The organism is Microcoleus sp. A006_D1 (genome assembly GCF_036702805.1).
GTDB lineage: Bacteria > Cyanobacteriota > Cyanobacteriia > Cyanobacteriales > Microcoleaceae > Microcoleus.
The window spans coordinates 1-17,270 of sequence record NZ_JAUBVZ010000017.1 but is presented as its reverse complement, the minus strand read 5'-3'; the positions used below and the strand labels follow the sequence as shown (position 1 = coordinate 17,270).

General features: G+C 44.2%; 18 protein-coding genes and 1 pseudogene. 5 read left to right on the top strand and 14 right to left on the bottom strand.

The window, feature by feature from the left end; genetic code table 11:
- The first annotated feature begins 37 nt into the window (after window positions 1-37).
- On the top strand, window positions 38-2,410 hold the full coding sequence (locus QUB68_RS23900; RefSeq protein WP_332997111.1) for a sulfotransferase: 2,373 nt from the start codon (window positions 38-40) through the stop codon (window positions 2,408-2,410).
- A 175-nt stretch (window positions 2,411-2,585) separates the two neighbouring features.
- On the opposite strand, the gene QUB68_RS23895 is transcribed toward QUB68_RS23900, so the two are convergent.
- The 8 genes from QUB68_RS23895 to QUB68_RS23860 form a co-directional block, all read right to left on the bottom strand.
- The gene (locus QUB68_RS23895) at window positions 2,586-3,821 is read right to left on the bottom strand and encodes an NAD(P)/FAD-dependent oxidoreductase (RefSeq protein ID WP_332997109.1); all 1,236 of its coding nucleotides are present in this window, start codon (window positions 3,819-3,821) and stop codon (window positions 2,586-2,588) included.
- Between the two features lie 4 nt (window positions 3,822-3,825).
- Window positions 3,826-4,194 (bottom strand): aspartyl protease, encoded by a 369-nt coding sequence (locus QUB68_RS23890; protein WP_332997107.1) that lies wholly within the window; start codon window positions 4,192-4,194, stop codon window positions 3,826-3,828.
- Entirely contained in the window at window positions 4,191-4,508 is a 318-nt protein-coding gene (locus QUB68_RS23885; protein WP_332997105.1) for a hypothetical protein, read from the bottom strand. The genes QUB68_RS23890 and QUB68_RS23885 overlap by 4 nt, the downstream gene beginning before the upstream one ends.
- Before the next feature lie 87 nt (window positions 4,509-4,595).
- A complete protein-coding gene (gene dxs, locus QUB68_RS23880; protein ID WP_332997103.1) occupies window positions 4,596-6,503 on the bottom strand; it encodes a 1-deoxy-D-xylulose-5-phosphate synthase in 1,908 nt (635 codons plus the stop codon).
- Between the two features lie 236 nt (window positions 6,504-6,739).
- Window positions 6,740-7,006 carry a DUF4926 domain-containing protein gene (locus tag QUB68_RS23875; RefSeq protein ID WP_332997101.1) on the bottom strand — a complete coding sequence of 89 codons (267 nt, stop codon included), beginning with the start codon at window positions 7,004-7,006 and terminating at the stop codon, window positions 6,740-6,742.
- Window positions 7,007-7,069: 63 nt separating this feature from the next.
- Entirely contained in the window at window positions 7,070-7,411 is a 342-nt protein-coding gene (locus tag QUB68_RS23870) for an HNH endonuclease (RefSeq protein ID WP_332997099.1), read from the bottom strand.
- Between the two features lie 29 nt (window positions 7,412-7,440).
- Complete coding sequence (locus QUB68_RS23865; protein WP_332997097.1) at window positions 7,441-7,761, bottom strand: hypothetical protein; 321 nt, start codon at window positions 7,759-7,761, stop codon at window positions 7,441-7,443.
- 111 nt (window positions 7,762-7,872) lie between these two features.
- Window positions 7,873-8,106, bottom strand: coding sequence for a hypothetical protein (locus QUB68_RS23860; protein WP_332997096.1), 234 nt, complete (start codon window positions 8,104-8,106; stop codon window positions 7,873-7,875).
- Between the two features lie 131 nt (window positions 8,107-8,237).
- Here QUB68_RS23860 and QUB68_RS23855 point away from each other — a divergent pair, with 131 nt between their 5' ends.
- Both QUB68_RS23855 and QUB68_RS23850 read left to right on the top strand, forming a co-directional pair.
- Complete coding sequence (locus QUB68_RS23855; RefSeq protein ID WP_106148989.1) at window positions 8,238-8,450, top strand: helix-turn-helix domain-containing protein; 213 nt, start codon at window positions 8,238-8,240, stop codon at window positions 8,448-8,450.
- Window positions 8,451-8,467: 17 nt separating this feature from the next.
- A complete protein-coding gene (locus QUB68_RS23850) occupies window positions 8,468-8,680 on the top strand; it encodes a helix-turn-helix domain-containing protein (protein ID WP_106148990.1) in 213 nt (70 codons plus the stop codon).
- A 165-nt stretch (window positions 8,681-8,845) separates the two neighbouring features.
- Here the strand turns inward: QUB68_RS23850 and QUB68_RS23845 are convergent, their stop codons facing one another.
- Window positions 8,846-10,933, bottom strand: a complete 2,088-nt coding sequence (locus tag QUB68_RS23845) for a thioredoxin domain-containing protein (protein WP_332997093.1) — start codon at window positions 10,931-10,933, stop codon at window positions 8,846-8,848.
- 127 nt (window positions 10,934-11,060) lie between these two features.
- Here QUB68_RS23845 and QUB68_RS23840 point away from each other — a divergent pair, with 127 nt between their 5' ends.
- Entirely contained in the window at window positions 11,061-12,662 is a 1,602-nt protein-coding gene (locus tag QUB68_RS23840; protein ID WP_332997092.1) for an outer membrane protein assembly factor BamB family protein, read from the top strand.
- 307 nt (window positions 12,663-12,969) lie between these two features.
- Complete coding sequence (locus QUB68_RS23835; RefSeq protein ID WP_332997090.1) at window positions 12,970-13,467, top strand: 2TM domain-containing protein; 498 nt, start codon at window positions 12,970-12,972, stop codon at window positions 13,465-13,467.
- Window positions 13,468-13,530: 63 nt separating this feature from the next.
- On the opposite strand, the pseudogene QUB68_RS23830 reads toward QUB68_RS23835, so the two are convergent.
- From QUB68_RS23830 to QUB68_RS30000, 5 genes and pseudogenes are all read right to left on the bottom strand, one after another.
- A pseudogene (locus QUB68_RS23830) lies at window positions 13,531-14,393 on the bottom strand (Uma2 family endonuclease).
- Window positions 14,394-14,602: 209 nt separating this feature from the next.
- Window positions 14,603-16,009: an NB-ARC domain-containing protein gene (locus QUB68_RS23825; protein ID WP_332997273.1), complete on the bottom strand. Its 1,407-nt coding sequence runs from the start codon at window positions 16,007-16,009 to the stop codon at window positions 14,603-14,605.
- Between the two features lie 404 nt (window positions 16,010-16,413).
- A complete protein-coding gene (locus QUB68_RS23820; protein WP_332997088.1) occupies window positions 16,414-16,653 on the bottom strand; it encodes a DUF2283 domain-containing protein in 240 nt (79 codons plus the stop codon).
- Complete coding sequence (locus QUB68_RS23815; protein ID WP_332997086.1) at window positions 16,638-16,967, bottom strand: hypothetical protein; 330 nt, start codon at window positions 16,965-16,967, stop codon at window positions 16,638-16,640. The genes QUB68_RS23820 and QUB68_RS23815 overlap by 16 nt, the downstream gene beginning before the upstream one ends.
- A gap of 114 nt (window positions 16,968-17,081) precedes the next feature.
- Complete coding sequence (locus QUB68_RS30000) at window positions 17,082-17,192, bottom strand: type II toxin-antitoxin system HicB family antitoxin (RefSeq protein WP_442923118.1); 111 nt, start codon at window positions 17,190-17,192, stop codon at window positions 17,082-17,084.
- Between the last annotated feature and the right edge of the window lie 78 nt (window positions 17,193-17,270).

The following is a 17,270-nucleotide window of genomic DNA, read 5'->3' as shown; positions in this document are numbered from 1 at the left end:
TAAATCACGATCCACAAATCATTGATAAATTATGACAATGAAACGAATATTTTTAGTGGGATGTCCTCGCAGCGGTACGACAATTCTTCAAAGTTTGTTAGCCTCTAATCCGGAAATTATTTCTTTTCCTGAATCGAAATTCTTTCACTATTTACTTTACGATTTGTTCGCGGGAAAGTTGCCAATGAGGATGGAAGCTTTTTTTAACGATGAGATTAAGCGCCCTGAACTTTTGAAAGGTTTTGATGACAGTCAAAGTGTGGAAACTAAGGCTAGTTGGTTTATCGGGATTTTAGATGGTTTAGCAGCGGAAGAAAATAAAAGCATTTGGTTAGAAAAAACGCCGGAGCACATACATTTTATTCAGGATATAGAGAGATTTGCGCCGGATGTTAAGTTTATACATATTTTGCGAAACGGTATGGATACCATAGCTTCTCTGTATGAAGCTACTAGGAATTTTAACGATTTGTGGGGTAGTGGTTGGGATTTAAACCACTGTATCGAGTCCTGGAAAAATGCGGAGTTAATTAGCTATAAGTATGTTAATGCTTCCAATCATATATTGGTTAAATATGAGGAACTTGTAGAAAACAAAAAATCAGTTTTAGAAAATATTTGTAATTTTATTGGTATCGATTATGACGCGGGGATGCTGACTGATTATAAGAAAAAAGCAGCTAATTATAGTTTAAATAAACCTTGGCATCAAGGCATTGAAAGGGATATAACACTTGCTAAAGTTCACAAATATCATAAATATTTTAAAGAAAGTGAAATTCAAGAGATTTTAACTCATATCGACTGGGTAAATTCGGAAGTTGCCTACAAAGTTGCGGTGGAAGTGAGCGAATTGATTTCGGATATTGCTGTTCCACAAATATGCGATCGCCTGTGCTGTACAATTCTACTAGAAGGCAATGAACTGGGAACCGTTGAATTGCCCGCGTGCAACGGGATGGTGGCGGGCGCGGTGTTGGCGGATGCGATCGCAGCCCAGTTTGCTTGGCAAATTCTCGATCGCTTTTTTCAACACAATCCAGAAACTCTGCAACTTGAATGGACGCTATTTTTACAGGAAATCTGGAACCACCCGCATAGCCTTGATGATGATTTTTACAATCCAGAAACCGCGGATGAAGCACTAACAATTAGCCTGGAAAAAGACTTGATTGCTGTGGAAGTCAGCGCCGAATTGCCTAACATCAAAGTTGAGCTTTCAGAAATTGACGTGCTAGTAAAAGTAGGCGGTGTTGCTATCGGTATTGTCACGGTTGGGGTGGAAAATAATTTTGTTTCTGCTCAAAAAGTGCGATCGACAATTACTCGAAATATCGGTTTTGAGTTGTGCGTCGCCGCCGTGCGAGAAGCATTGCTGGGAAAACCCTTGGATAGTGAGCCATCGCTGCGATCGCGCTTAGCCTCTGCTGCTCAACAAAGGTCGAATCAGCCCGACTGGTTGAACGCAGAGGGTTCTGGGGGCATTTACCCGCAAGATGCAGTGATGTTTGGTAGGCGAGGTGGTGCCACAGGAACCAGTGTCAGCCGTCGCGCCGCACTCCCGGCGCAGGCGCTGCGGGAACTAGCCAACTCGGCAGCAATCGCGGGGGAACCGATAATGCAAATTCCCCGAGAAAACGAGTTACAAAAGCAAGTATTTTACGCACCAGAAATCATTTGGCAAAAATCGCCTCGTAGAGAAATCGCGCACTCGGTGAAACCGCAAGTTTTCGACAATGAAAGCGTTACAGACCAACTGCCAATTATCGCCTACCGCCGCATTTCTCCCGATAGTTTAAATGCAGTTACTCCGCAGTGTTTGGAACAAGATTTGCAGTATTTCAAAGAAAATGGTTATTACACTGCGACTTGGGAAGATTGGGAAAAAGCGAAACTAACTAAAACTCCTTTACCAGGCCAAGCCGTACTGCTGACTTTTGACGGCGGCCATCTCGACTTTTTAACCTATGTTTTCCCTTTGCTAAAACGCTTTGATTTTAGAGCAACTGTGTTTCTAGTAGCGGAGTCGATAGGAAAGACAAATAGTTGGGAAAAAGCCGAATTTCCAGAAGTACCGTTAATGGGATGGCCGGAAATTCTGCAAATGCAGGATGCAGGAATTGAATTCGGTTCCATGTCTGCTACTCATCAGGCTCTGACGGCATTGTCGCCCGCAGAAATTGTGCGGGAAGGAGCAAAATCCCGCGCAATTTTGGAACGGGGATTAGGAAAATCTGTTAAATGTTTTGCTTATCCCTACGGGGATGTCGATAAAATTGTAGAGCATTTAATCGGAGCGACTGGGTATAATTTTGGTGTATCCTACGGGTCTAACTTTAGCAGTTTTGACGATTCTTTAATGTCGCTCCCGCGCCTTCAAATTACCCCCGAAAATAGATTGACGTGGTGACAACCCTTTTTAAACCCTGACAGCAGATTTGTAGGGTGCGTCACCCAGAGATTTTCAACTCAATCAAAAATTTTTCAACTGACGCACCCTACAAGTGAAATCGCTGCTAACTTGTAGGGGCGGGTTTAGCTAGCAATATCAACCAAAAGCAGACAATTTCATTACAAAACCCGCCCTAACCCAGCGACTTTCTCAGCCGCTGTACCAAAACCTGAAATTTACGCCACAAATAACCGCCAAATCCTCTCGAAATCTTCTCAAATTTATAATCAAATAAAATATCCATCACATCTTCAGTTTTCATGTACTTTAAATAAGAAATCATTTTATCTGTGAGTTCATCATTAACATCATCAATATACTTTCTCACCGCCAACCTTTCCGAAATATTCCATTTTTTATCGAACTTGCGGTGCATTTGCGTCTCATAATCCGCAAAATCTGAGATTTTCCCCTCCAAATATTTTTCAATGTATTTTCCCGCGATTTCGGCGCCATCCATTCCGTGTCTGATACCCTCGCCGCCCAAAAAATTCACTGTCGAGACAGTATCGCCGATCGCAATTATGTTATCCTTGCAATAAATATCCTGCAAACCGCGACTGTACTTCAGCGTCGAACCGTGTTTGTCAATAATCTGATAACTTTTCGACTTCAGATATTCATCAATCAGCAAATCAATATATTTTTTCAGAGGTGACAAATCTTTGAGGGTTTTAGCATCTAAAAAAATGCGGCCCGCACCGACTTTCAGCCTGTTTTGTTCCATGGGAAATATCCAAGAATAACCCTTCGGCATCCATTTATCGCCCAAAAAGAAGATTAAATCATTGGCATATTTATTGTAAATTTCCGGTTCAACTTCAATCAAATATTCGATTCCGGTTCCCGACAAAAAATTAGGCTTATCATTTTCTTTGTCGTACATAATCGCCCTAGCAAAGCCAGTCGCATCAACCAAGACTTTGGTGCTAACTTTGATAAGTTGACCGTCGGATAACTGTTTAAATTCAACTGTGGTTTCACCGTTGGCTTGCGAATGTCTGGTGTAGCGACAACCCAGCCAAACTTCACCACCAAATCGCTCGACTTCCTCGGCTAAAAATGCTCTAAATTTAGCAAAGTTGAGTACAACGCCCAAGTTTTCGGGAGATTCCCAAGTCTGACTGACTTTGGTCGTTTCAATAGTAAGTTTGTGCCAAAAACTGCCGATGACTGATACGGGTAAATCGAATTGAGATAGGGTTTCTAGGGGGGTGGCGGCGCTGGAAAAGTCATTTTTATTAAAATTATCATTTTGTTCTGCAAGCAAGACTTTGCGGCCGGATTTGGCTAGAATTCTCGCACAGTGGCCGCCTGCGGGGCCTGCTCCTACTATTACTATATCAAAAGTTTTGATTTTTTCCTGCACCTAATTAACTTGCTCCTAAAGTCAAAATACCTGAAGATATATCGACGACTAATCGCCGATTTTTTAGCCATTGGCCACCGATTAAAAATTCTGGTACTCCGTCACCGACATGAACGGGAATGTCAAAATCTTGACCGTCTATACTGATTTTTCCTGCATAAAGTTCAAAATAAAATTCTCCCTTAGCTGTTCGCATTTTTTCTTGTTTTAGATATGTCCAATCAAGTCCCTCTAAATCCTGAATGTCCATTGCTAGCCAGCCTGAAAAACCTGTATCTAGCAGGGCATCAACAGGTAATTCTAAGCCGTTATCCGCAATCAAATCAATTTCAAAAAATAGCTCATCCTCATCACCAAATCTTCCTTCAATCATATCGTGCCACAAACTCCGGTTTCATTGATCCGAAAGACGTGCAATTTAGCTTTGGGGTATTTTTCATGAGCTATTTTTCCAGCCACCATATCATCCTTGTCGATAAAATAGTCCCCGCTGTCTGGTTCAACTGCCATGTACCAATTGTAGTGAGTCTCAATTAATTCTGGTTTTAGGCGATCGAAAATTGGTTTGCAGCGCTGATAAAATGCTTCTCTTTCAGCGCGCCACTGGGCTTTCTTTTCTTCTGACCACTGGATTTCGGGGAATAATCTGCCGCGCCGTACTGTACGATTAGGTTTTACGTTAGTCATTGTTGATTCTCCCTATCTTCTCTCAATCATATCATGCCACAAACTAGATGGTAAGGTGCGCAGTGCGCACCCTACAATCATAACTAATTAGACGCTAACGGGTGACTGTTTGCGGCTGAATGTTGCTAAGATGCGATCGGCCATTTGCGACGGATTTAAACCCAATGTTGCAAAGGATTGTTCTGGTGTAGCGTGGTCTACCAATGTATCTGGTACGCCCAGCCGCATCAGCGGTACGAGGATATTGTTATCCATCAAAGATTCGGCTACTGCTGAACCGAAACCGCCCATCAAACAGCCTTCTTCCATAGTAACAACTCGCCCGATTCGTTGTGCCAAAGGCAAGATTAATTCGGTATCTAAAGGCTTGACAAAACGCGCATTGATCACAGTTGCTTCGATGCCGTGTTCGCTCAACATCTCGGCGGTTTGCATCGCCGGATAAACCATTGAACCGTAACCTAATATCAGCACGTCGTCGCCGTTGCGGAGGATTTCCGCTTTGCCGATCGGCAATTCTTCCCAACCTTCTTCCATCAGAGGCACGCCGTAACCGTTGCCACGCGGGTAACGCATGGCGATCGGGCCGCTGGTGTGGTTGATTCCCGTGACTACCATCCGCTGCAATTCTGCCTCGTCTTTTGGCGCCATAATTGTGATATTTGGCAGACAGCGCAAGAAGGAAATGTCGTACATTCCTTGGTGGGTTGGGCCATCAGCACCGACAATTCCGGCTCGATCTAAACAGAAGAAAACAGGCAAGTTTTGGATGCAGACATCGTGAACTATTTGGTCGTATCCCCGCTGCAAAAATGTCGAGTAAATTACTACAACCGGGCGCATTCCTTCGCAGGCCAAACCAGCAGATAAAGTCACAGCGTGCTGTTCGGCAATCCCGACATCAATGTACTGTTTTGGCAGTTTTTCCTGAAGTTTATCCAGGCAAGTTCCGGTTGCCATTGCGGCGGTAATACCGACAATTTTCGGATTATCTTGTGCTAGCTTGACCAGGGCGTGGGCAAAGACTTTTGAGTAAGCTGGAGGCTTGGGTTTGGTGGAGGGAATGCCTTTGCCGGTGGCTAAGTTAAAGGGATTTTGGGCGTGATATCCTACTTGGTCTTTTTCGGCGATCGCATATCCTTTACCTTTCACCGTCACCACGTGAACCAACACCGGGCCTTGGATGGTATGACCATGTTTGAAAGTAGCAATTAACTCTTCCAAATTGTGTCCGTCTACCGGCCCCATGTAAGTAAAGCCTAATTCTTCAATTACGGCTCCAACTTTCGACACGGCTAACCGTTTCATCCCTTCTTTGAGGCGTTCCATTTCTGGAGTAAATGTTTCGCCAACAAACGGAATTTGTTTGAATTGTTCCTCTAAGTTATCTTTGAGAAATTGCACCGGCTGCGAGAGTCGCATCTTGTTCAAATAGCGGGTAATTGCGCCGACGTTGGGCGAGATTGACATCTCATTGTCGTTGAGCACTACCATCAGATTGGTTTTCGGCATATGGCCCGCGTGGTTGATCGCTTCGAGTGCCATGCCGCCAGTCAATGCGCCGTCGCCGATGACTGCTACGGTTTTAAAGTTTTCGCCCTTAAGGTCGCGCGCCATCGCCATTCCCAGGGCTGCGGAGATGCTTGTAGAAGCGTGACCGGCGCCAAAGTGGTCAAATTTGCTCTCGCAGCGCTTGAGGTAGCCTGCAACGCCGTCTTTTTGGCGTAGGGTGTGAAACTTGTTGTAGCGGCCGGTGATCAATTTGTGCGGATAAGCTTGGTGGCCGACATCCCAGGTAACTTTGTCGCGATCGAGGTCTAGGGTTTGATAGAGTGCTAAGGTGAGTTCGACTACACCCAATCCGGGGCCGAGGTGGCCGCCGCTAGCGGCTACAGTTTCTAAATGCTTTTCTCGAATTTGTCGGGCAATTTGTTCGAGTTGATGAATCGACAGGCCGTGTAATTGGTTTGGATGAGTCAGTTCGCTGAGATGCATATTTTAAAATCCTGCTCCTAAGAATTAGGACGAATCCTTAACAGATATAGGTTATGCCTGCGGCGTTCGGTACGCGCAAACGTTAGAATAGTTTACCTGTTATTTGAGAAAAGTGTTAGGCGTAAAAATTTTGTTATTTTTGGTCTGGTAATTATAGTTAATAAATTCGGCTCAGTCAATATAAAAAAAGCTTATGTTTTTAGCTGCTGACGGGTAACTGTTAGCTGCACGGATTATTAGCGATTTAAAACTGGTTTTTGTAATGATGGCTGACTTTTTAGCCATTTGGTTTCTGCAAGCGGACTGTGATGCAAAATCATTAACTGCAACTTGCTAAAAGCTTCTAGCGCGTAGGTACAACCTTGCAAATCGCTAAACTCAACCTCAACAAATTCTGCATCGTATTCATCAACTACTGTTCCCACTTGACCGCGATATAAGCCCTGTTCTGGTAAGTCTTCTAGTAATGCAACGACATCAAGCAGTTTAATTATGAAATTCATTTTTGGATACCTCTTTTATGGAATATAACATAGCAGAAGTCAAGTTTAATTGAGGGATTTTGCTCATTCTAATTGACGAGGATCTTCCGCTGGTGGATGCCAACCGCCTTCTACCCAAAAACTGCGCGATCGCCGAATCGAATCCTCTTCATCATAACGTTGATCGTTAAGATCGAGGCGATTGCAAGTTGCTCGACCTACTGGAGTTTTACTGACAATATTTAGACCATCTGCTGTCCAGATAAAATGCTCTGAGCACTGCTGCTGACGAGGATTAAACAAGAAAAATTCTTGCTGAGTTTCCTGGTCAATTCCTTTGGTAAAATTGTAGTGGCGTTCGTTGCAGCGACGGCAAGCCAATGCCAAATTTTCTGTGTCATCAGATCCGCCGAGAGATTTGGGCATGAGATGATCTATTGTAAAGCGATCTGGGCTTAGGTATTCTGGAGAGTGGCAGTATTCGCAGAGATATTTAGCTCGTTGTCGTATAAGTTGTCGAGTGCGATCGGACACCATTTAGCTTGGGTGGAAAGTTGGGCATTAATCAATGTAAAAATTCGAGATAGTTCGATGATGCCAGCTAATTCTGGAATTTCATCGGCAGTTAGTAAATCTACTTTTTTTCTCTCTAGCAGTTCTTCCATGCGAGATTGAAGATCGTCGGTAAATCTGAATAAGTAAATATTCCCAAACTCTACCATTTTAAGGCCTTGGAGCATTAAGGAGGAAGGTTTCACCATTAATTGAGTATTCATAGGAATTAAAGCTCGTAGATACTCTTGGAATATTGTAGCTTATAAGTTGCTAAGTGAATTTGCAGAAGGGACGATCGCACTTATCATCAAATACGATCGCCCCCATCAAAATTACAACATTCGCTCTAACTCAGTCGATCGCACTTCTGGCAATTTCTCGGCCCCAGTCGTATCAAAGACGATCGCGTGTTTAGTATTTGGCAACAACCGCCGTAAAATCTGAATATAGCCGTCAGCATCGCCACGACGGTGGAAGCGCGCCACAACCAATCGCTGCATATTCGGGAGTTGGCGCACGATGCACCAGGGATGAATGTTTAATTTTGGCTTTGATGTTGGTATCATAGGGTAATCGTTCCCCACGTTTGTGGGGTGTGGTAGAAAAGCGGTCGCCCTTAAGTTTTCCAGGCTCCTAGGGCGATCGTTTTGAATTGTTTTTAATATAAGGTTGATACTAACCTGTTGTCAAGGGCAAAATGGGGCGAGTTAGACTAAAGATTCGAGAGTTGGCAGAAGAAAAGGGCTGGACGCTGCAAGATGTAGCCGATCGCTCTGGCGTTAATTACAACACGGTTAAGGGCTATGCTAGACGGGATGACGGGATGAGTACGGTTGACCTTAGCGCCGTTCAGAAAATCGCTATTGCTTTTGACGTAATGATTGAAGATTTAGTCGAGTTTTTGGAATAGTAGGGGCGATCGGGCTAATGGGCTACGTGAGGCTGCGGATTCGAGAACTAGCTGAGCAAAAGGGTTGGACGCTAAAGCAAGTTGCCGATCGATCCGGAGTCAATTACAACACTGTCAGAAGCTACGTTCAGCGCGATGCTTTAAACACAGTCGATCTTTCTGCTGTCTACAAAATCGCCCGCGCTTTCGACGTGACGATGGAAGATTTAGTCGAGATTTTGGAAGATTGAGGGGCGCAGATGCGGACGTACGGTTGAAACCGCGTCTACACAAACGATGTCCGGATGGTGCGCGGACTTAAGAAAATAACGTACAACGTAATTTTCACCGCCTTTGTCTTCAACCCACGGAGGTGGGTTTTGTTTGTATAGACGCGGTTTCAACCGCCCGATCTTCTATCCTCGCGTTTGACTTTGCTGAATTTCTGCTAACAGCCGCTCTTGACTTTTCGCAGGTTCTTTGCAAGTCAAACACTCGCAAACTAACCCGACAATACCTTCAGGCAAATCAGCCTCAATCTGACAAACAGCAGTCGGAAAATACTGCGAAATCAACCCCGAAATCTGGTCGGGCGACGTGCGAATTAGGGTAGAATGCTGATACCAATCCAGAGCCGAAAGCAGACTAGGACAAGCTTGGGGAGAATCTCGGATAATACTGCTGAAAGCTTGCAAACCTTGTTCAGCGCGATCGAGATATTCTAAATTTGGGGCCAGCAACGCTAAGCGAACCAAAGAGGCGATCGCAATTCCATTCGCCGCCGGAGTTGCATTGTCGATATAACTGCGTTCCCGCACCAACAAATCTCCGCTAACATCCTTAGCAGCATTGTAATATCCTCCCAATTCCACACTCCACAAAAACTCATCAAACTCATCTTGTACCTGCACCGCTTTATCCAACCAAAACTGAGAATTTGGCAACTGTTTAGCCTCATCCCCGTTTCCTAAAGTCAAACTCCCTTGATGCAAATCCAACAAAGCTTTCACAAACAAAGCATAATCTTCCGACTGTGCAGCCACAGCAGATTGTCCGTCATAATTCAGCCGCTGAAACCGCCCGTCAGTCCACTGATTGTCTAATATAAAATTAGCAGCATTCACAGCTAATTCCAGATATTCCAAATTTCCAAAAACAGCCGCCGCCCGCGCCAAACCCGAAATCATTAAGCTATTCCAAGCAGCAATCATTTTCGTGTCAGTAACTGCCGGAATTCTCCCCGGCCAACTGTCGTTTTTAGCTTCTTGATTGTTGCGGGCTGGGGGAAAGGTTTTCACAGTATCAGGATTGCCGCCGTAGCGCACAGCAAAAAGTTTAGCTAAAGCTGTTTCTACCGTGGCGCTGAGTTTTCCTGGCTGGTAGCGCTGCAAGACATTTTTGCCTTCAAAATTGCCGCTACGAGTCACAGTAAATTGTGCTTGAATTTCCGCTAATTCTTCAGCAGTTAACAGTTGTTCTAGTTCGGCATAAGTCCAAACATAAAACGCTCCTTCTTCCGGTTCTACTTCCTCGGAAGTGTTAAAACTGTCGGCATCCTGTGCAGCGTAAAAATAGCCAGTCGGCGCAATCATTTCTCGCTTCAACCATTCTACTGTCCGCGCGATCGCACTTTCAAAAGCAGGCTCTTGAATTCCCGCGCTCCACAAATTCGCCAAATACTCAACAATTTGACCATTGTCGTAGAGCATTTTTTCAAAGTGCGGCACAGTCCAAGTCGCATCAACCGTGTAGCGGTGAAATCCCCCGGCTACATGGTCGTAAATGCCGCCCAATGCTAAGTCTAATCCGCGCTGAGTGCAGACTTGTTTGCTGTCGTATTTTGCATCAAAATTGAAGCGCGTTCCCCGCAGTGCTAGCTCAGCATAGGGCATCATCGGAAAACTCGGCCCCGGGTTGCTGCCGGCAATAATTCCGGTGTTGAGTTCTAAGCCTTTTTGGAAGACTTCGCGATTTAATTCTGCGGTTGCTGCTGTCAGTACCGCCGACTGTTGGAGGTTGTCTAAAATCTCCGCTTTGAAGGCTTGCAATTTGCGTTTGTCTGTGTCGTAAAAGCGGCGAATTGCTTGCAAAACTTCTAAAAATCCGGGTCTTCCGTAGCGCGGTTCTACGGGGAAATAAGTGCCGCCGTAGAAGGGAATTCGCTCGTCTGGGGTGAGAAAAACGTTGAGTGGCCAACCGCCTTGGCCGGTCATCATTTGCAAGGTTTGCATATAAATGCTGTCGATGTCCGGGCGTTCTTCGCGATCGACTTTTATCGGTATAAAGTGCGAATTCATGTATTGGGCGATCGCGCTATCCGAAAATGCTTCCCCTTCCATCACTGTACACCAGTGGCAGCTAGAGTAGCCAATTGACAGGAAAATCGGTTTATTTTCGCGGAGGGCCGTTTCTAAGGCTTCGTCGCACCAGGGCCACCAGTCGATCGGGTTTTCGCTGTGTTTCCGCAGGTAAAGGCTTTGGGATTGAGCAAGACGGTTGACCATAATCAAATATAATTTAACTCGTGCTGAGTAAGCTTGTCAGTTCTTTAGCAGTTTAGCGCGATCTGTTTTAGTTGAGTTGTTGGCGACAATCATGTTTTAATATTATCACTAATTTTTTTGAGATAAAATGAGTTTATCATCTCGGAGAATTTTCAATCAACGGCTCGGACAGTTTTTGCTGAGTGCGGCCGTTCCTCCTGCTGTTCTCAAACAGTGCCAAGCCGAATCCTCCAACCAAGCCGAACCCTCGAACCAACCTGTATTAAAAACTAATGCTAACAAAGTTCCGACCAAAAAAGTAGTTCCCGAAGTAGAATTATTCGTTCCGACTTTTTTAGGAAACGACCAGCGCAGATTTTACGGTCGAGGTGTGCCGAAAAGTTTGAAGTTAATCGACAAATTTGAGCTAGGAAGCGGCCGGACTTTTCTGGGAAGGCGATCGCAAATTTGGAGCGGCGCGGGTTGGACTGGACAGCCCACAATTACCAGAGACCGAGACAAAACTTATTTAATTATAGGTTCTTTCGACCACTATTTGCACAAAATAGACATGGCGACGAATAAAGAAGTTTGGCGCTATGAATTTGATGATATCATTAAAGGTTCATCCACAATTTATATCGACAAAACAGCCAGCGCCGAAAACAGAATTGTGATTTTGCAGGGCAGCCGCAGCGGCGGAGGTGGCAAAAATGTTGTGCCGAGTTTTCGGGCAGTGTCTTTTAGAACTGGCAAGGAACTGTGGAAATTGGACATCAGGAGAACGCCCAGCTACAGTCAGGATAACGATAGCAGCGCTTTGTATCTGGGTGATGGCGTGTTGTTCAATGCCGGGGAAAATGCGATCGGCTATTTTATCAATAGTTCTGCCAGCAAAGCCAAAGTCCAACAAGGAATCAAGCAACCGCAGATATTGTCGGAAGTACAACTTTATGCAGCAGCAGATATCAGCAAACATGGGGGAAATTTGGTGGCAGAATCATCTCCAGCTAGATTCAAAGATCGCATCTTTATAGCTGCTGGATCTGGTCATATTTATGGTATCAATGTTAAATCTAAAAAGATAGTCTGGAATTTTTATACTGGTTCGGATTTGGATGGTAGTGTTGTCATTTCTAAATCCGGGAAGTTGTTTTGTGCGATTGAGAAACAATACATTCAAGGCAATGGTGGAGTGCTGAAGCTGAATCCTAAGAAGGATGCGGGTTCTAGTGCTTGTGTCGAATGGTTTTTGCCTACAGGAAATCGCCGAGTTGCTGACTGGGAAGGTGGGATCATTGGTTCGGTGGCGTTGAATGATGAGTATAATCCAGAGGGGTTCCCGACTCTTTTTGCGACAAATGCGATCGATGGCAATTTGTACATCGGTTCTCAAGGTATGATTACAGGTAAAAAGAATTTTGTACCTTGGCGAAATCAGTCTTACGATACTCCGGTAATCGTGTTTAAAAAAGAGATTGGTTCTTCAATTTCAACTCCGATTTTTACCGATGGCAATAAACTGATCAGTGCGGGATACAATGGTGTTTATTTGTTTGAGTTGAAGTGGGAACGAGCGAAGTCTGGGGATAAGAATGCTTTGAAAAATGCTAAAGGCGAGTTTTACCGTTTGAAGGTAAAAGAATCTGGCAGATTTAAACCGGGTTTATCGTTTGAGGCGACGCCTGTTGTTTGGGACGGAATTGTGAGGATTTGCGCGAGAGACGGCTGGATGTATACTTTAGGTTAGAATTGATATGTTGCACAACAAATCAGGAACAAGCAAGATGCTTGTTGCACAACAAATCAGGAACAGGCAAGATGCCTGTTCCACAACAAATCAGGAACAGGCAAGATGCCTGTTGCACAACAAATCAGGAACAGGCAAGATGCCTGTTCCACAACAAATAGATTATCTTGTGGAACGGGCATCTTGCCCGTTCAATCTAGTATCAGCATTTTCCGGGTGTTGAAATCCGCCAATGTCACCACCTGCCGTTTAACAGCGGTTATCTCTATCATAGAAAGAATGTCAGGAATTATAGGAAACTTGTTATATGGGTACCAATGACAGTCAAATAAGTCAAATTTACGGTTCTGAGGATGCTCAAGGTATTTTACAGCTTGCGATCGCCCGCCGACAAGATGAAGGCGAACTTTCCCGAGTGCAGCTTTTCGAGATTGCAACGGAATTGGGCATTTCCGAACAGGATATTGTGGCGGCGGAACAGCAATGGTTAGCGACTAGAGGAGAAGTTCAAGAAAAACTGGTTTTTAACACTTTCCGTCGCGGCAAATTGCAGAAAAATGTGACAAAGTACGGCATTGTCAATTCTTTTTTAGTTTTGTTCAATCTAGCAGGCTCTCACGAGCTTTCTTGGTCGCTTTTCATTTTACTAACGTGGGGATTGGGATTGTCGCTGAATGCTTGGAATGTTTATCAAACTGAAGGGGAAGATTACGAACAAGCATTTCAGCGGTGGCGTTTGAAGAAACAGGTGGGACAGTCGATCGGCACTGCGACTGATAAGTTTATGAAGTGGTTGCAGTCGTGATATGCACTCACTCGTAGGGTGCGCACTGCGCACCTTACTACTCACTTTCGGGTGCGCATTTTACTACTCAGGATCGATACCCAAAGCTCTTAATTGAGCGGCCAGTCGATCGCCCCGCTGTCGTTCTTGCTCGGCCTGTTGTTGAGCCAATTCTTTCTCCTGTTGCTCTTGTTCGGCACGCTGTTGCTCGCGATCGGCACGCTGTTGCTCGCGATCGGCTCGTTCTCCAACAAATTGCCTTCTGCGTCCCAAAAACGCAACCAAGGCAGTTCCGCATTTTGATACTGTCCTTGCCAAATTCCTAATTCCACACCCAAAGGCCCAATCGGATAGTGCCCGCGATCGTTGGCTGGCAATAACTGATACTTACCTGTTAGCAACTGATACACTTCTACGCTGGCTCGACTCACTTCATAAATAGCGTAGAACGGCACGCGAAGTGCTTGTTCGTAAACCCAAAATTTGCCAGTCTTAGGAGTTGCATCTCGTTCTTCCGAGCCGTCGCCCGAAACAAATTCGATGACAATTAAAGGTGCGATAACTTCGTACCACATCACGTAAGAACGCCGAATTTCACCGTCAACTAAGGGCGACACGTTGGGAACATAAAACCAATCGGGTGCTTCAGCTCCTCTGTCTGTCGGGTCTGTTAAACGCCAATAAATGCCGCAATCTTGACCTATGCAATATTGATTATCGGGGTGGCGCTGCTGCAATCGCGGGGTGATGGAATCAGTCAGCAGAATGCTTTGAGGATGCTCCTGAAAGTTTTTCACAAATGTACCGTCTTCGTCTGGCAGTTGAGTGTGGTCTGGAGGGCGATCGGTTATTGGTGTATAGTTTGTATCTCCCTCGGATTCTGGCAATTGAGTGTGGTCTGGCAGTCGATTGGCTATGGTCGAGGCTTTTGTTTTAGAAGCAGTCATAGCGGTAACAGTTAATTAAATTTAGATTATTTATCTCAGTCTTGGACGCATCAGCCCAAAGAAACCGGGTTTTTTACCTAATCTGTGAGCCACCCAGCGTATTTTCGTAAAAAAACCCGGTTTCTGACCATCGTGCGTAAGTCCTATATTTAATAATTGTAGCAGTTTTCTTGAGGTCTCGTTACTATTTTATTGTTACAAATTGCATCTCATCTTCCCTCGCGAGAATATTCATTTTTCACATATTGTCTCATCACTGGCGATAAACTGAACAGCGCCTGATTATGCTGTTCTTGTTTTTCAATCAATGCTCGATTTTCCAAAGATTGCAGTACATTGAATAAATCGTCCGGTGATAATTGCACATTCTCTAGAATTTGTGAAATTGAAATGGGTTCTATTTGATTCGCGATGCAGCACATTACCTGTTTCTCTAATTCTGATAGGCGATCGCACTGCTGCTGCAATTTTGCTTTCAATTCATCTCCCAAGAATAGCGTATCATATTTTAAGAATTCGGCAACTCGCCCGCTAAATAATTCTTGAATCATGGCTGCAACTATTTTCAACCACAAGGGATTACCTCGGTAAGTGTCAATCAGGGTTTCCCATTTTTCCGGTTCGAGTAAACCTTTTTCTCTGAGTATTTCGCCCGCTGCTGCACCTAAACCGTTAAGTCGTAAGGTGCGAACGCGGGCGTTTTCTCTGTTTAATGCGACAATTTCTCTAGGCGGTTCCCAACTATTGACGATTAAGCAACTGTTGTGGCAATTTTCGCCAATACGTTTGAATAGGGTGCTGTAATTTTCATATTCTGGTCGATAATTGCCTGCTATTTGTCCGCTGCTGAGAATTGTTTGTACGTCGTCTAGGATGATGAGGCAGCGGTGCGATCGCAATTTTTCGATTAGCAGCGATAGCAGTTCATCGGTGCTTGTTGGCAATTCGGTTTCTGGTAGATTAGATAAAAATTTAAGTAGGCTTTTTAGGGTATTATGGAGGGTTGGGGATGTGCCGAGACTTCGCCAAATTACATATTCAAATTGATGCTGGATTTGTGGGAGGAGATGGAGTGCGAGATTGGTTTTGCCAATTCCGCTGATTCCTAATATTGCGACTAGGCGGGTGCGATCGTGTACTATCCACTGTTGTAGGGTGGCGAGTTCGGATGTGCGAGCGTAGAATAATGAGGTGATATCTGGTGCATCTCTTAAGTCTTGGCGTATTTCGGGTTGGGTGTTTTCTGGGGCGGAGGGCGATCGGGTTTTCGGAACTTCTGGAGATTGGAAAGTTTCTGGACAGATATTAACGTTACCAATCTGTACAACATCTTTCCAGTAATGTGATGAAACAATGGAAAATTGCTGCCTTTTCAAGGTGGATTTAAAATTAGATTTATTAACTGCTTCACCTAATACATCTGAAAGTATTTTCCATAATTCCGAAGCAACATCCCTAGCATGACCTTCACTACAATGAGCTTCCTCTGCGATTTTCGGGTATTTTTGACATTGCCAAGCACCAAGCAATATAGCCTCTTGCACGTTGTCGAGGTGTTTTCCAGTCTTGGTGAAAACAAGGTTGTCGGCAAATTTTAAAATTTCTTCAGCGTCCATCGATCGCGGTAGTGTGCGGGTTTTAGCTATTGTATCCGACATTTTCCGATATTACCAGATAAAATCTGACTTTTTACTAAACTGTGATTGATAAAACTCCCGGCATTTTCCGATATTATCCGGCTTGACACAGTTTTATTTATACAGGCATAATAATGTTAATTAGTAATGAGGTACTAAACATGGGTTGCTAATAGTTCCAATTAATTGTAGGGTTGAGCAACGCACCTGGCGTTACACTCGACCCTACACAATGGTTATAGCAAGATTTTGTGAATTGGGTATAACCATTGTGGATAGGGAATCAGCAATCAATATTCTTGCGATCAAAGTAGAATTTACTGATTGGCAAAAGATCGATCGCCCTTTCTTTCCTGAAGTGCGATCGCACTTTCGCAACAATCTCAAGCCTTCAGACTCAAATGCAAGTCTGCGACAATCGGCAATTCAAATACATTACTCTCTAAAAACCGCTTGGATAAAAACATAACTTCTATATTTTCAATTTCCTCAGTTTCAGGATTGAGACGAGCAACAATTCCATAGTCGAGTTCTTGCGATTCTTGCTCTGCATAAGGCGAACACTTATTAATGTACAGAATATCGCCGACAGCATCGTATTTGAAAGTTAGTTTTTGTGCCATATTATCTCTCCTTGGGTAACAGTTTTTGTCAGGTAAGCTGTCACGATCCAATTGCGTTCTCTGGGAACTGTATCACTCACAACAGCTACTACAACATATCTACCCTTGCGACCCTTACCATACTGCCTTGAAAATAGAAAAGTATTGCCGAAACGTAAATCACATCGAACCTCATCTGGGTCAGCTAGAGTTTCAGCTATTCTTTCCTGATAAGTTGGTAGCAAATCGGGATGGGTCTCAGCAATGTGCTGCTCTCGCTCTTCTGTGAGTTCGACCTCACTGTCGAGATACGGACAGAAAAATTGTGTTGTCACACTTATCTAGTCTTGCCAGTCTTAGTTATCTAACTTTTAGATTACCATAATTATCTGACAAGTGAGCGATCGCCCTTCCTATCCTAAAATGCGATCGCCTAAAAATTTACCATTCTAAAAATATAATTCGTCTAAATAGAGTTCTGTTGCTTCTTTCAGATTGGCGATCGCTCCTTCAATTGTTTCACCCTGGCTAGCAGTTCCCACTTCAGGACATTCTGCCACATAAGCTGTTTAACATTTAAATTGCATTAACTGCATTTCCTTTGTTTTTTATTTTTCGCCCCCATTTAATAATTAATT

Coding starts and splice junctions, on each gene's coding strand:
- QUB68_RS23900 (WP_332997111.1), top strand. CDS start 38: ATGAAACGAATATTTTTAGTGGGATGTCCTCGCAGCGGTACGACAATT.
- QUB68_RS23890 (WP_332997107.1), bottom strand. CDS start 4,194: ATGATTGAAGGAAGATTTGGTGATGAGGATGAGCTATTTTTTGAAATT.
- QUB68_RS23885 (WP_332997105.1), bottom strand. CDS start 4,508: ATGACTAACGTAAAACCTAATCGTACAGTACGGCGCGGCAGATTATTC.
- dxs (WP_332997103.1), bottom strand. CDS start 6,503: ATGCATCTCAGCGAACTGACTCATCCAAACCAATTACACGGCCTGTCG.
- QUB68_RS23875 (WP_332997101.1), bottom strand. CDS start 7,006: ATGAATTTCATAATTAAACTGCTTGATGTCGTTGCATTACTAGAAGAC.
- QUB68_RS23870 (WP_332997099.1), bottom strand. CDS start 7,411: ATGCCCAAATCTCTCGGCGGATCTGATGACACAGAAAATTTGGCATTG.
- QUB68_RS23865 (WP_332997097.1), bottom strand. CDS start 7,761: ATGAATACTCAATTAATGGTGAAACCTTCCTCCTTAATGCTCCAAGGC.
- QUB68_RS23860 (WP_332997096.1), bottom strand. CDS start 8,106: ATGATACCAACATCAAAGCCAAAATTAAACATTCATCCCTGGTGCATC.
- QUB68_RS23855 (WP_106148989.1), top strand. CDS start 8,238: ATGGGGCGAGTTAGACTAAAGATTCGAGAGTTGGCAGAAGAAAAGGGC.
- QUB68_RS23850 (WP_106148990.1), top strand. CDS start 8,468: ATGGGCTACGTGAGGCTGCGGATTCGAGAACTAGCTGAGCAAAAGGGT.
- QUB68_RS23845 (WP_332997093.1), bottom strand. CDS start 10,933: ATGGTCAACCGTCTTGCTCAATCCCAAAGCCTTTACCTGCGGAAACAC.
- QUB68_RS23840 (WP_332997092.1), top strand. CDS start 11,061: ATGAGTTTATCATCTCGGAGAATTTTCAATCAACGGCTCGGACAGTTT.
- QUB68_RS23835 (WP_332997090.1), top strand. CDS start 12,970: ATGGGTACCAATGACAGTCAAATAAGTCAAATTTACGGTTCTGAGGAT.
- QUB68_RS23825 (WP_332997273.1), bottom strand. CDS start 16,009: ATGGACGCTGAAGAAATTTTAAAATTTGCCGACAACCTTGTTTTCACC.
- QUB68_RS23820 (WP_332997088.1), bottom strand. CDS start 16,653: ATGGCACAAAAACTAACTTTCAAATACGATGCTGTCGGCGATATTCTG.